The organism is Saccharothrix sp. NPDC042600, from assembly GCF_040647305.1.
GTDB classification, from domain to species: Bacteria; Actinomycetota; Actinomycetes; order Mycobacteriales; family Pseudonocardiaceae; genus Actinosynnema; species Actinosynnema mutabilis.
Genome location: NZ_JBEZBW010000001.1, coordinates 392,449 through 405,743, shown reverse-complemented (window position 1 = coordinate 405,743; position 13,295 = coordinate 392,449). Strand labels below are relative to the sequence as shown.

Genomic DNA, 13,295 nt, shown 5'->3' with positions numbered 1-13,295 from the left:
CGGAGAGGTGTTGGCCAGCCGCCCCCAGCCGTTTCGTGGTAAGCGATTCGGCTTGTGGCGGAAGCCGACGGACCGAGCACGACCGACGGCACGACGACCGCCACCGTGGCGGCCAGCCGCATCCATTCGCGCTTCTCTCCTTCGGTGGAGCCCGTCAGGCCTCTCACCCGGTTCGTCGTTGCGCACGCTCGACTTCGGCGGTTCCCTGCTCCCGTCAAATGCCGTTGAGAGCCAACGACGTCCGCAGCAACCCGGTCGGGTCGTCCGCCGTGTTCCCCCAGTCCGCCCACGCGAAGTAGGTGTACGTCCGCTCGTCCTCTTCGTGCACTCGCCCACTCCCCTTCGCCTCCACGTCTCCGGGCGCTCGGCGCGAGCTTAGCGGAGGCGGAAGGAGACAGACTTCAGTCAACACTGAAGTTATCGTGAGAAATGTGCGATACGCGTCGGCACCCGGCCACCGGCAGCAGGCTTCATCAGCTGATGACGCCGGGGGCTCCCGTCACGCGCACGGGTTCACCGGGTCCACCCCCAGCGGTAGTCGGTCCACTTCGGACGGGGTGTAGTCGCGGCCCGCGGTGGCGCACAGGGTGGTGAACCACTGGGACGGGTCGAGGTCCAGGGACACCGGGCCGCGGTTGTTCGCGCCGATCAGCCGGGAACCGACGACCACCGGTCGGACCGTGTTCTTGGGCAGCCGGAATTCGCCGAGCAGGCGGGACTCCCCCGGGTCCCACACCTGGACGACTTCGGCCTTGCCGGACGCGACCAGCTTCCCGTCGGGGGTCAGCCCGACGGGAGCCACCTGCGTGGTGAGTGGGATCGCCGCCGAGGTGGTGCCGGACCCCAGGTCGTGGACGTAGGCACGGCCGGACGCGTACTGGATCGCGACGTGCGGCAGGCGTGACGCGGTGGCGAGCATGGCGGGGTCCTGCTCGGGTGCGAGCGGATCGCCTTTGGCACGCGTGCGCAGGTCCCACCACCGCTGCTCACGCGATGTGTTGACCAGCACCCGGTCGCGGTCGGGCGTGCGCAGGACCCTGCCCCGTTCCGCCACCTCCAGCAGGTCGCGCGCGGTGTCGCCGACCCGCAGGGGTTCGCCGACCGGTGCGCCGCTGTCGAGGTTCCACCGGGCGAGCACCCCGGCGTGCAGGGTGACAACGGTCCTGTTGTCCACCACGGCCACCGTGCTCAGGAAGTAGCGGTCGTCCTGCCCGTCGAGTTCGGGCGGTCGGGGCAGCCGGATACGTCGCGACTCGGCCAGGTCGCGGGTGTCCAGCACCACCAGCTCGGAGCCGTCGACCAGCAGCAGCCGCGCGTTGTCCGGGGTGAACTGCAGGGACAGCCTGCCCGGCGGCAGCAGGTCGGGCACGGTGGCCAGCCGCCGCCGCGTCCTGGTGTCGATCAGGGACAGCCCGCGCGGGCCGTCCAGACCACCGCCGTCCAGCACGGCCATCAGCGTCCCGTCGTCGCTGTACGCCGGGTTGGCCAGGTCGTTGCTGCCGGCGTACGGCGAGTGCTGGGAGCCGACCTCCTCGACGGGTCGGGGCGCGCGCATGCGGATCATCGCCTGCCCGCGCACGTGGCGGATGTCGGGCGTGCCGTCCCCCGAGCGCAGCACGACCGTGCCGGCGCCGACGGGCTGGTCCGCGACCAGCTCGGAAGTGGGCACCGAGGACTGGTAGGCCCGCCCGTCCCGCGAGTCGAGGTAGGTCACCAGGCCGAAGTCGCCCGTTTCGCGGTCCGGCTCCAGCACCACGTACCGGCCGGTGAGGTCGGTGGCGGCACCGAGGCAGTCCGGCGCGTCCCGGCGGATCACCTCGGCGCCGCTGAACACGTCCACCGCGGTGAGCACGTCGAACGCGCACCGCAGGACCAGGCGACCCTGGCGGGTGACGTTGGGCATGCCGGGTGTCGAGCGGACCTCCGCCCCCGTGTCGAGCCTGCGCACGGCGTGCACCATGGTGTTCTCCCGCGCCTCGAACAACGCCACGGTGCCGCTCTCGTCGTCCAGCGCGGCGACCCCCATCACCACCGCCGTCGCCCGCGGGGGCGGCACGAACCCCGTCACCCGGGATCGCCGCGCCAGGTCCCACACCTCCACCGACTCGTCATCGACCAGGACGAGGTGCTTGCCCGACGGCGAGATCTGCATGGCGGCGTCGTCCAGCGGCTCCGGGTCGGAGTCCGGGGCGCCGGGCCGCACCAGGACCGGGTCGCCGCGCTCGCGCAGGTTCCACACCCGGATCGCCGCCGTGTCGTCGGCGACCGCGACCGTGGTTCCGTCTTCGCTCACCCGGATGATCCGCGCGCCCTCGACCGAGCCCAACGACCACGACCGCGGCGCGTCGCCCCACGGGTCGCGCCACGCGGTGAGCGCCCCCGCCGCGGTGGCGGACACGGCGACGTCGCCGGTCGGTGTCGTGGCGACCACGTCCATCGGCGCGGCGAACCGGTCCACGTCCACCTCGGCGACGTCGTGGAACGCCGCTTGCTGCCGCAGCAGCGCGCCGTAGCCGACCGCCGGGTCCTGCCGCCACGACGCGAGCGCGAACTGCAACGCGCTCGTCGTGGAGATCCCGGACTCCCGCTCGGCGAGGTCGCGGAGCAGTTGCGCGGCCTGGTGCCGCACGGTGGCGTCCAGCTCCTGGTTCGCCGCGACCGTGCGCGCGGTGAGCAGGGCCGACACCAGCAGCAGCACGGCCATCACCGCCACCGCCGCCCGCCGCGTCCGGGTGGACCGGCGCCGCACCGCCTCCCCGGCGGCCACGAAGTCGTGCTCGCGCCGGTCGACGTCGGCCGGGCGCCGGTCGAGCCACTGGCGCGCGGTGGCGAGCTGCCCGCCGCGCAGCACCAGGCTCCGGTCGCGGCCCTCGCGCTCCCACTGCTCGGCGCGTTCGCGCACCTGGGCGTGCCAGGCCAGGAACTCGCGGTCGGCCTCCAGCCAGCCGCGCAGGGTCTTCCAGTTGTGCAGCAGGGCCTCGTGGGCAAGCGCCAGCACCCGCGGCTGGCCCGGGTCCTCGCGGACGACGAGCAGCCGGGCGCCCAGCAGCACGTCGACCACCCGCCGCAGGTCCTCGGGCACCTCGTCGGCCCGCATCGGGCGCAACGCGAAACCGTCCTCGACGGGCCGGGCCAGGCGCACCAGCAGCCGCCGCACCGGCTCCCGCTCGGCCGGGGCGAGGCCGCGGTGGAACCGTTCGGCGTGGCCCGCCAGCGCGCCCGCGACGCCGCCGAGCCGGGCGTAGGCGCGCAGGGTGAGAAGGCCCGCCTCGCGCGCCCGCCACAGCTCGGTGAGGGTGAACTCGACCAGCGGCAGCAGGCCCGTGCCCGCCTGCGCGTCGGCCAGCACCCGGTCGACCACCCCGTCCTGGTAGGCCACGCCGGGGGTGAGCGCCACGGGCCGTTCCACGGCCTGGCGCAGCCGGTCGCCGGTGAGCGGTTCGAGGAACACCGTCGCGTCGTCCAGCGCTGGCACGCCGCCCGTGGCCAGCAGCCCGTCCAGGGAGCCCGCCCGCAGCGTGAGCACGACCCGCGGCCCGTCCGGCGCGGCGGTCAGCTCGTCCAGCAGGCGCAGCACGTCGCGTGCCGTGCCGGGATCGCCGGTGACGACCTCCTCGAACTGGTCGATCACCAGCACCGCGCCGGGCGCGGCGGCCGGGCGCAGCACGGCCAGCAGCTCGTCGGCCGACTGGCCGGGGGCCGGCCGCACGACCGCCACCGGTGTGCCCGCCGCCTCCAGCCGGGGCCGCAGACCGGCGTCCACCAGCGACGACTTGCCGCACCCGGACGGACCGACCACCAGCACGACGCGCCGCCGCGCCACCCGCTCGGCGAGCCGGTCGATGTCGTCGTCGCGGCCGAAGAAGTACCGCGCGTCCGCGGCCCGGAACGCCCGCAGGCCGCGGAACGGGCACGGCGGCGCGAGCTCGTCCGCGACCTCGACCAGCGCCTCGGACGGGATCAGGTAGGCGGCGCCGGAGGAGCGTTGGGCGGCCACCGTCATGCCGATCACCGCGTCGAGGTCCTCGCTCCACACCGGGGAGCCGCTGAAGCCGCGCGCGATCCGCGGCCCGTCGTCGGCCTGCATCTGCACCCACCCGGTGCCCTGCCGCTCCCGCAGGCTGCCGCCGACCCACACGCCGTCCTCACCGCCGGCCGGGAACCCCGGCACGCGGAACCGCTGACCCCACGGGTTGGCCGCCGCCCCGAGCACCAACGCCGAGGCGCCCTCCGGCGGCGGCTCGACCAACCGCAGCAGCGCGACGTCGCCGCGCCCGTCCTTCCCGACCGGCCGCCACACCTGCACGCGCGCCGTGCGGGCCGGCACCCCCGGCAGCATCGGGAAGTCCAGGCGCACCGGCTCCGACGGCGGTTGCGCGCCGGCGCCCACCACGTGCGCGCACGTGCACACCAGGTCCGGCGCGACCAGGAAACCCGCGCCCACCACCGATCCCCGACGGTCGCGCACCCGCACGACAGCCGACGGCAAAGCCCTTGCTGACCCCATGTGGCGCTCCCCCGAACCGCGCGACGACCCCTGGTCCATTCTTCCGAACGGGAGCCGTCGAATGCCACGCACGATCGGGTGATCTTGAGCGACCCCGGGCCGCGCTGTCCCCGGTGGGTCCGCCCGGCTGCGCGTCCGACCGGAGCCCGGTCGGACGCGCAGCCCGTCAACGCCCGGACAACACCAACTTCGAAGCCACATAAGGGACTTCGGTGCTCGCGGTGTCACCGCCGCGGATCGTGCGGACCCACACGCGGATCGCGTCCACCAGCACGATCACCACCAGCAACGCGAAGATGGCCGCCAGCACACCATCCACAGTGGAGTTGGTGATGATGGACTGCATCTGGTCGGCGTTCTTCGCCGGCGCCAGCACCTGGCCGTTCTCCAACGCCGCGGCGTACTTCTCGCGCTGCGCGAAGAACCCGAGCTTCGGGTCCGCGCTGAACACCTTCTGCCAGCTCGCGGTCAGCGTCACCGCCGCGTCCCACGCCAGCGGCACCGCCGTCACCCACACCCACTTCAGCCGGCCACTCTTGATCAGCAACGTCGTGCACACCGTCAACGCGATGGCCGCCAGCAACTGGTTCGCGATGCCGAACAGCGGGAACAGCTGGTTGATGCCACCCAGCGGGTCGCTCACGCCCGCGTACAGGAAGTAGCCCCACGCCAGCACCACCAGCGCGCTGGTGATCCACAGGCCCGGCCGCCACGACACGCGGGCGAACGGCTTCCACACGTTGCCCAGCGCGTCCTGTAGCATGAACCGGCCCACCCGCGTGCCCGCGTCCACCGTGGTCAGGATGAACAGCGCCTCGAACATGATCGCGAAGTGGTACCAGAACGCCTTCATCGCGTCACCGCCGATCATGCCGGAGAAGATCTCCGACATGCCCACCGCGAACGTCGGCGCGCCACCGGTCCGGGCCACCAGGGTCGATTCCTGCACGGCCGCCGCCGCGGACTGCAACTGCTCGGGCGTGATCGTGAAGCCCAGCTGCCCCACGGCCGCCGACGCCGACTGCACGGTCGTGCCGACCACCCCGGCGGGCGAGTTCATCGCGAAGTACAGGCCCGGGTCGAGCAGGCACGCCGCGATCAGGGCCATGACCGCGACGAACGACTCGGCCAGCATCGCCCCGTAGCCGATGAGCCGGACCTGCGACTCCTTCTGGATCAGCTTCGGCGTCGTGCCGGAGGCGACCAGCGAGTGGAAGCCCGACAGCGCGCCGCAGGCGATCGTGATGAACACGAACGGGAACAGCGACCCGGCGAACACCGGCCCGGTGCCGCTGAACGCGAACTCCGTGAACGCCGGCGTCCTGAGCACCGGCGTCGTCACCAGCACACCGACCGCGAGCAGCACGATCGTGCCGACCTTCATGAACGTCGACAGGTAGTCGCGCGGCGCGAGCAGCATCCACACCGGCAGCACCGACGCGACGAAGCCGTACCCCACCAACCACAGCACGAGCGTCTTGGGCTCCAGCGTGAAGAACGCCGCCCAGCTCGACGACTGCACCCAGCCGCCCGCCACGATCGCGACCAGCAGCAGCGCCACGCCGATCACGCTGGTCTCCAGCACCCGGCCGGGCCGGACCACCCGCTGGTAGAAGCCCATGAACAACGCGATCGGGATGGTCATCGCGATGGAGAACGTGCCCCACGGCGACTTCGCCAGCGCGTTCACCACCACCAGCGCCAGCACCGCCAGCAGGATGATCATGATGGCGAACACGCCGACCAGCGCCGCCGCGCCGCCCACCGGGCCGATCTCGTCGCGGGCCATCTGCCCGAGGCTGCGGCCGTCGCGCCGCATCGAGAAGAACAGCGTCACCATGTCCTGCACGGCACCGGCGAAGATCACGCCGACGATGATCCAGATCGTGCCGGGCAGGTACCCCATCTGGGCGGCCAGCACCGGCCCGACCAGGGGACCGGCGCCGGCGATCGCGGCGAAGTGGTGTCCGAACAGGACCCGCCGGTCGGTGGGCTGGTAGTCGACGCCGTCGTCCAGCCGTTCGGCGGGCGTGGCGCGCGTGTCGTCCACGCGCAGCACGCGCCGCGCGATGAACCGGGCGTAGAAGCGGTAGGCGATCGCGTAGGAGCCCAGGGCCGCGGCGACCAACCAGACCGCGGACACCTCCTCCCCCCGCGACAGCGCCAGCACCGCCCAGGCGACGGCGCCGACGATCGCGACCGCGGACCACACCGCGATCTTCTTCACGTTCATGGATCTCCTTCTACAGGGCGGAAAAGGGCGTGCGTCATCGCGCCGACCGTCCACAGGCGACGGTCGGTGTCCGGGTGGGGCTAGGCCAGTCGGCCCATGCAGGCGCGCAGGCCCGCGTCGGGTGGCAGGTCGGTGGTGAACCAGCGGATCGGGCCGACCCGCCGGCAGCGCACCGCCACGTCGCGCCCGGCCAGGTGCGCGGCGGCGGTCGGGTGGGCGTAGACCGCGCCGGCCGGGGTCGCGGCCAGCGGGCGCGCCCGCGCGGGCAGGCGGGCCCGGCGCAGCGCGCGCACCGAGAACTCGCCGGAGTCCGCGCAGCACAGGCCCGTCACGTGCCAGTCGACGAGCACCACCTCGTCCGGGCGCAGGGCCTCGCGCGCCGAAGTGTCCAGTCGGAAGGTCACAACGCCCCCTGTCGGGGCACTGCCTGGTGCACCGTCGCACCTCCTGCTCGTAGGCCTGCGTCACCCATGAGTTGCGCAGCTCACTCGTTCGGTTTACACACATGCCCAAATTCGTGTCGCGTATGTTGTCGGCCCGTGCGCCGTGCGACCCCGGAGGATCGGCCGTGACCGGACTCGACGTGCCCGCGCTGCTCGGCTTCGCGGCCGTGCTCGTGCTGGCCTCGGCGCTGGCCGTGACCGCCCGCTGGTTCCGCCGCGCCGACGTGCTGCCCACGCCGACGGAGTGGGCGCTGGCCGGCCGCCGGTTCGGCACGGTCACGACGTGGTTCCTGATGGGCGGCACGATCTACACCGCTTACACGTTCCTGGCCGTGCCCGGCGTGGTTTACGCGCAAGGAGCCATCGGTTTCTTCGCCCTTCCGTACACGGTCATCGTCTACCCGCTGGCGTTCTGGCTGCTGCCCAGGCTGTGGCGGGAGGCGCGGGACGTGGGCGCGGTGACGATCGCCGACGTGGTGCGCGTGCGCTACGACTCTCCCGGGCTCGCGCTGGCCGTCGCGCTGACCGGCATCCTGGTCACGATGCCGTACGTGGCGCTGCAACTGCTGGGCATCCGCACGGTGCTGGTCGTGCTCGGCGTCTACCCGGCGGGCGTGGTCGGCGACCTGTTGCTGGCGTTGGTGTTCGCCGTCCTGGCGGTGGCGACCTACCGCAACGGGCTGCGCGCCGCGGCCGTGATCGCGTTCTTCAAGGGCGTGCTGGTGTTCGCGGCGATCGTGGTGGTCATGGTGCTGCTGGGCGACCCGGCCGACGTGTTCGGCGAGGCCGAGCGGCGGGCCGGCGGGCCGCAGGACGTCGTGGCGGGCGTGGACGGCGGTGTCGTCACCACCCACCTCGGACCGGGGCTGTCCAGCGCGTACGTGAGCCTGGCGGTCGGGTCCGCGCTGGCGCTGCTGGTGTACCCGCACGTGCTGACCGCCGCGTTCGCCGCCCGCGGTGAGGGGGTGCTGCGACGCAACTCGATGGCGCTGCTCGGGTGGACCGCGGTGCTGGGCCTGTTCGCGCTGCTGGGCGTAGCCGCGCACGGCATGGGGATCGTGGCCGGGGAGGGCCGGGCCGAGTTGGCCGTGCCCATGCTGGTCGAGCGGCTGATGCCGGGGTGGGCGGCCGGGCTGGTCTTCGGCGCGCTGGCGATCGGGGCGCTGGTGCCGGCGTCGGTCATGTCGGTGGCGGCGGCCATGCTGTTCACCCGCAACGTCTACGTCGAATACGTCAACCCCAACACCACCCCGAAAGCGCAGAACGGGATCGCCCGGGTCGTGTCGCTGCTGGTCAAGTTCGGGGCGCTGAGCTTCGCGGTGCTGCTGCCCGCGCAGGACACGATCAACCTGCAACTGCTGGGCGGGGTGTGGGTGCTGCAGACCTTCGCCGCCGTCGCGCTCGGCCCGGTGGGGCGGCTGCTGACCGCGCCCGGCCTGCTCGCGGGCTGGGCGGTGGGGATGCTGTCGGGCACGCTGCTGGTGACCACCGGCGGCTTCTCGGCCGTGGTGGTGATCGGCGGCTTCCAGGTGTACGCGGCGCTGGTCGCGCTGGCCGCCAACCTCGTCGTCGCCGTCGCGGTGAGCGCCCTGGCCGACCGGGCCCGGCGCAGTGGCTGACCCGCGCGAGCCCGACACCGTCGAGACCCTGGCGGCGCGCGACGCCGACCGGGAGGCCGCGCTGTCGGAGGTGTTCCACCGCCACCACCTGGAACTGGTGCGGCTGGCGACACTGCTGGGCGCGGAGTCCGAGGCCGAGGACGTGGTCGCCGACGCGTTCTGCGAGCTGCACCGCAACTGGCGCAAGCTCCGATCGACGCAATCGGCGCTACCCTACTTGCGAGCGGTCATCGTCAACCTGGTCCGCATGCGGGTGCGCCACCTCCAGGTGGTGCGCAAGCACGTGGAGTGGGTGCGCGAGGACGTCGACTCGGCCGAGGCGCAGGCCCTGGACCGGGACGACCAGCGGGCCCTGCTCGACGCGCTGCGCGAGCTGCCCGCCCGCCAGCGCGAAGCGCTGGTGCTGCGGTACTGGCTGGGGCTGAAGGAGGCGGAGATCGCCGAGGCGATGGGCATCAGCGCCGGCGCGGTGAAGGCCCACACCGCGCGGGGCATGGCGAAGCTGGGCGCGCTGCTGGAGGCCGACGGTGGGCACTGACGGCGAGCAGAGGCTCGCGGACGCGCTGCGCTGCGCGGCCGACGAGGTCACCACCTCCCCCGACGCCTACCGCGAGGTCCGCGCCCGCTGGCGCCGCAGGGAACGCCGCCGCCGCCTGGTGGTCGCCGTGCTGGCCTCCGCGGTGGTCGTGACGGCCAACGGCATCGCCCTGTGGGCCCTCAGCGACGCCTCCCCGACCCAACACGTCATCTTCGAGGACCCCGCCCGACGCTGACCCACCGGTGATCGGAAAACCGACAGCGCCACCACGGTCCACCGGCTAGATTGCGGTCGCCACCGCTGATCCGGAAAAGGACCATGTCGGATCCATTCGAGAAGTTCGCGCCCCAAGAACCGGATCTGACACCGGAGAAGCGCTCCTCCGGCATCCTGCGCACGGTGCTCGGGGTGCTCGCCGTGCTCGTCGTCGTCACGGGCTTCGTCCTCTACTACCAGGCGACCGCGCCCAAGGCCGACCACGCTGCCGACACCCGACCGGCCTCGACCCCCGTGAGCCGCGCCCCGGACCCGGACGAACCGGCCGTCGGCGACTGCGCGCTGCTGACCGGCACGGCCCTGGACGTGCGGTACACCAGGGCCGACTGCGCCGCGGGCACCCACAACTACGTCGTCGGCAGCCAACAGCGCAAGGGCGAGGACTGCGGGTCCGCCACCGGCACGAGCAAGGAGCAGTACGCGCGGTACCGGTGGACCGGTGCGCTCGGCCTGTGCCTGGTGCCGGTGTTCGCCGACGGGCAGTGCTACCGGATCCAGATGTTCCAGGCGGAGATGCCGGTCGGCGAGTGCGCCAGGCCGAACCTGCGGGTGCGGGTGCTCGCGGGCACCGTCGACCGGACGGCGTGCGAGGACGAAGCGTTGAAGGTGCTCGTGTACCCGGAGATCAGGACCACCTACTGCTTCGAGGCGCCCTGAGCCTCACTCCAGGCGCAGCACCGTCTCCTCGATCTCGGCGTCGCGGGCGTTGGCGTAGGAGACCTCTGTGCCGATGGTGGCGAAGCCCGCCTTCCGCAGGACCGTCAGCGACCCGGCGTTGTCGCTGGCGGCGCGGGCGTACAACGGCCGGACCGGGACCAGGTCCAGGAACTGGCCCAAGGCCTGGCCGGCGATGCCCTGACCCCACGCGGAACGGTCGATCCAGAAGGTGACCTCGGTGTCGCCTTCCACGACGAAGCAGCCGATGCTGCCGACCAGGCGGCCACGGTGGGTCACCGCGCGCGTGGTGATGTCCGGTGATGTCCGCAACTTCACCATGTGGCGGTCGAACGCCTCGCGGTCGTCGGGGTCCTTTGCGGTGAAGGCGGCCATCCGCACCGCCTCGGGATCACGCATCTGCTCGAACAGCGCGTCGAGGTCCGCGTCCTCGATCGGTCGCAGCGCCACGTCGGTCATCGGCCCACCCCTTGATCATGTCCGGTTGGGCGCCGAACGTATCAGCGGGGTACGACAAAGTCGCAAGTTCCGGTACGACCTGCGTCGTCCCTGGTCATCGCTGTCTGCGGCGGCCAGGTGTAGCCCGGTTCGACCGGTAGCGGCCGTTCGGCGCTTCCGCGGGAACACGGGTTGGCTGCTGTTGTCCACTCTTGGCCGCTTGTGGCCGTTCGGGAACGGTGACACTGCCAGCCCTCGTCAAACTCGCGGATGGCGTGGTTTCGGCGCCGTGAGACGTACCGGCCGGGACCGGCACCTCGGCGGGCTACTGAGACGCCGTGGGGTACCAGGCGGGTGGTGTCCGCCAGGTGGGAGCGGTCGGCCGTTGCCCGTCCGTGGCCAGGTACTCGTGTGCCGCCTGACGCACTACGTCCAGCGGGATCTCGGAGTCCGCCGGGTACTCCGTGTCCGAGTTCATGTAGTAGTACAGGACTCGTTCGTCCGGATCGGTGTCCGTGTCGGTCGTGGTCTTGCTGAACCACACGCCATCCGGTGATGTGTAAACGAGTGCGCCCCGGCCGGCGTTGCCGTGCACGCCTACGTCCAGCGTCTTTCGGCGCATGCTCTTGTCCACGGGCCGGGCCGGCTTCAGGTGCACGATGATCCGGCCATCCCATGCGGCCACGGCGTCCAACACGGCGTTCAGCTCGGCCGGGGTGCGGACGGCCACGGCGTCGTCCTGTTCCTCGTCGTACCAAGCCTCTAGGTCCACCACGGTTGGGCTCCTCCTGTGTAGCGGGTGCGGGTTCGGGTGCCGCTGGCGGTTTGTCCGTGCACGGTCAACGTGGACCCTTCCGGAAGAAGGATCGGAACGAGGTGTCACAGGAATCGTCGCGTCCACGACACGGCCGGTGGTTGATGATCAGTGTCGCGTGCTTGATTCCGTTCGCCACCATGTGCGCGGCCAACTTCTGTTCCACGTCTCCGGATCGGCCGGAGCCTTCCGGAAGTCCCATCCGCGCTAGTTGGCTCTGTACCAGTGCGGAACTCTGGTCGAACCCGCTTTGAATCGGTTCGGCGGTGCCGTCAGGGCCGATCCACCGGCCCACGGTTTTCTGTCCGCTGTTGGGCACTACGGGCGGAGGTAGCTCGCGGCGCAGTTCCTCGACCCGTTCCGGCGGGATCACGGGCGGTCCGCTCGGTTCGGCCTGGCGGGCCGGTGGTGTCAGCGTGGCACAGAGGCACGACAGTCACCGGAGCGACACGGACCGTGGCGACTTGCCTACTTCCCCACGTGTACGGACGCGGGCAACTCGCGGCATCGCCCACTTGCTCACTTACGCGGCCGGGGAGAGGTGAACCGGCGGCCCCTTGCTCCGGCCCGGGTACGCGAAGCCACATACCGTTTCGCGATCTCCCCGAACGTCGGCCCTCGGTTACCTGGTCACCGGCTGTCCCCACGAACGTACGACAGTTCCGGCGCCTTCGCGGGGGAACGCGCGGCGGTAGTCGCTGGGCGAGACGCCGATCTGCTTGAGGAAGTGGTGGCGCAGGTTGTTCGCCGTGCCCAGGCCGCTGAGTTCCGCCACCTTCTCCACCGACAGGTCGGTGGACTCCAGCAGGGTCTGCGCGCGTCCGAGGCGCTGGTTGAGCAGCCATTGCAGGGGCGTGGTGCCGGTGGTCTCGTGCAGTCGCCGGTAGAACGTGCGCGGGCTGACGGCCGCGCGGCGGGCCAGGTCCTCGATGGTCAGCGGCCGGTCCAGGTTGGCCCGCGCCCACTCCAGCACGGGCGCCAACCCGCGTTCGTCGCTCGCCGGCACCGACAGGTCGATGAACTGCGCCTGACCGCCCGGTCGGTGGGCCGGCACGACCATGCGGCGCGCCAGCTGGTTGGCCACGTGCGGACCCAGGTCGCGACGCACCAGGTGCAGGCACAGGTCCAGGCCCGCGGTCATGCCCGCGCTGGTGAGCACGTCGCCGTCGTCCACGTACAGCACCGAGTCGTCCACTTCCACCTTCGGGTACCGCTCGGCCAGCGCGGCGGTGTGCATCCAGTGCGCGGTCGCGCGGCGGCCGTCGAGCAACCCCGCCTCGGCCAGGGCGAACGCGCCGGTGCACAGCGACACCATCCGCGCGCCCGCGTCGTACGCCCGGCGCAACGCGGTGACCAGCGCCTCCGGCACCGGGGCCGCCGCGTCGACGCACAGCTCCGGCACCGACGCCACGATGACGGTGTCCGCGCCGACCAGGTCGTCCAGGCCGTACGGGGTGCGCAGCCCGAAGCCGGGCCCCGCGCCGCCGGAACGCTCACCGCTCCCGCACAGCCGCAGCTCGTACCAGGGGTCGGCCAGGTCGGGCTGGGGCTTGCCGAAGACCGTGGCGGGGATGCTCAACTCGTAGAGGTCCCAGGACACGAGGTCGATCTCGTCGGGCACGACCAGGGCGACGATTCCCGCGCTCATGCCACCGATCCTATGGCAAGAATTTGGTGGTGGCCGTCATCAGTGCCACTGGCCGAGGCGGGCCCGCGTTGCGAGGGTGGAGGCAGTTGATCACCCCCGCCTCG

10 protein-coding genes and 1 pseudogene are annotated in these 13,295 nt (G+C 72.1%); 4 read left to right on the top strand and 7 right to left on the bottom strand.

All coding sequences use genetic code 11. From position 1 onward, the window contains the following. Nucleotides 1–499: 499 nt before the first annotated feature. The 3 genes from AB0A74_RS01475 to AB0A74_RS01465 all read right to left on the bottom strand — a co-directional run bounded on the left by AB0A74_RS01475 (nt 500) and on the right by AB0A74_RS01465 (nt 7,144). Nucleotides 500–4,507 (bottom strand): serine protease, encoded by a 4,008-nt coding sequence (locus AB0A74_RS01475; RefSeq protein ID WP_358246922.1) that lies wholly within the window; start codon nt 4,505–4,507, stop codon nt 500–502. A gap of 166 nt (nt 4,508–4,673) precedes the next feature. Continuing rightward, a complete protein-coding gene (locus AB0A74_RS01470; protein WP_358246921.1) occupies nt 4,674–6,740 on the bottom strand; it encodes a carbon starvation CstA family protein in 2,067 nt (688 codons plus the stop codon). Nucleotides 6,741–6,820: 80 nt separating this feature from the next. Beyond that, on the bottom strand, nt 6,821–7,144 hold the full coding sequence (locus AB0A74_RS01465) for a hypothetical protein (RefSeq protein WP_358246920.1): 324 nt from the start codon (nt 7,142–7,144) through the stop codon (nt 6,821–6,823). A 164-nt stretch (nt 7,145–7,308) separates the two neighbouring features. Here AB0A74_RS01465 and AB0A74_RS01460 point away from each other — a divergent pair, with 164 nt between their 5' ends. The 4 genes from AB0A74_RS01460 (at nt 7,309) to AB0A74_RS01445 (ending at nt 10,273) form a co-directional block, all read left to right on the top strand. After that, nucleotides 7,309–8,802 carry a sodium:solute symporter gene (locus tag AB0A74_RS01460; protein WP_358246919.1) on the top strand — a complete coding sequence of 498 codons (1,494 nt, stop codon included), beginning with the start codon at nt 7,309–7,311 and terminating at the stop codon, nt 8,800–8,802. After that, nucleotides 8,795–9,340 carry a sigma-70 family RNA polymerase sigma factor gene (locus AB0A74_RS01455; protein ID WP_358246918.1) on the top strand — a complete coding sequence of 182 codons (546 nt, stop codon included), beginning with the start codon at nt 8,795–8,797 and terminating at the stop codon, nt 9,338–9,340. The genes AB0A74_RS01460 and AB0A74_RS01455 overlap by 8 nt, the downstream gene beginning before the upstream one ends. Beyond that, a complete protein-coding gene (locus AB0A74_RS01450) occupies nt 9,330–9,575 on the top strand; it encodes a hypothetical protein (protein ID WP_358246917.1) in 246 nt (81 codons plus the stop codon). The genes AB0A74_RS01455 and AB0A74_RS01450 overlap by 11 nt, the downstream gene beginning before the upstream one ends. 83 nt (nt 9,576–9,658) lie before the next feature. Further along, nucleotides 9,659–10,273 (top strand): hypothetical protein, encoded by a 615-nt coding sequence (locus AB0A74_RS01445; RefSeq protein WP_358246916.1) that lies wholly within the window; start codon nt 9,659–9,661, stop codon nt 10,271–10,273. Between the two features lie 3 nt (nt 10,274–10,276). On the opposite strand, the gene AB0A74_RS01440 is transcribed toward AB0A74_RS01445, so the two are convergent. The 4 genes and pseudogenes from AB0A74_RS01440 to AB0A74_RS01425 all read right to left on the bottom strand — a co-directional run bounded on the left by AB0A74_RS01440 (nt 10,277) and on the right by AB0A74_RS01425 (nt 13,191). Further along, complete coding sequence (locus AB0A74_RS01440) at nt 10,277–10,750, bottom strand: GNAT family N-acetyltransferase (protein ID WP_358246915.1); 474 nt, start codon at nt 10,748–10,750, stop codon at nt 10,277–10,279. A gap of 304 nt (nt 10,751–11,054) precedes the next feature. Next, nucleotides 11,055–11,504: an Imm1 family immunity protein gene (locus AB0A74_RS01435; protein WP_358246914.1), complete on the bottom strand. Its 450-nt coding sequence runs from the start codon at nt 11,502–11,504 to the stop codon at nt 11,055–11,057. Further along, a pseudogene (locus tag AB0A74_RS01430) lies at nt 11,492–11,916 on the bottom strand (DddA-like double-stranded DNA deaminase toxin). The gene AB0A74_RS01435 and the pseudogene AB0A74_RS01430 overlap by 13 nt, the downstream one beginning before the upstream one ends. A 249-nt stretch (nt 11,917–12,165) precedes the next feature. Beyond that, a complete protein-coding gene (locus tag AB0A74_RS01425; protein ID WP_358246913.1) occupies nt 12,166–13,191 on the bottom strand; it encodes a helix-turn-helix domain-containing protein in 1,026 nt (341 codons plus the stop codon). Nucleotides 13,192–13,295 lie beyond the last annotated feature (104 nt).

Excerpts from the sequence above, each read along its gene's own strand:
- AB0A74_RS01475 (WP_358246922.1), bottom strand. The coding sequence starts at position 4,507 with ATGGGGTCAGCAAGGGCTTTGCCGTCGGCTGTCGTGCGGGTGCGCGAC.
- AB0A74_RS01445 (WP_358246916.1), top strand. The coding sequence starts at position 9,659 with ATGTCGGATCCATTCGAGAAGTTCGCGCCCCAAGAACCGGATCTGACA.
- AB0A74_RS01425 (WP_358246913.1), bottom strand. The coding sequence starts at position 13,191 with ATGAGCGCGGGAATCGTCGCCCTGGTCGTGCCCGACGAGATCGACCTC.
- AB0A74_RS01440 (WP_358246915.1), bottom strand. The coding sequence starts at position 10,750 with ATGACCGACGTGGCGCTGCGACCGATCGAGGACGCGGACCTCGACGCG.
- AB0A74_RS01470 (WP_358246921.1), bottom strand. The coding sequence starts at position 6,740 with ATGAACGTGAAGAAGATCGCGGTGTGGTCCGCGGTCGCGATCGTCGGC.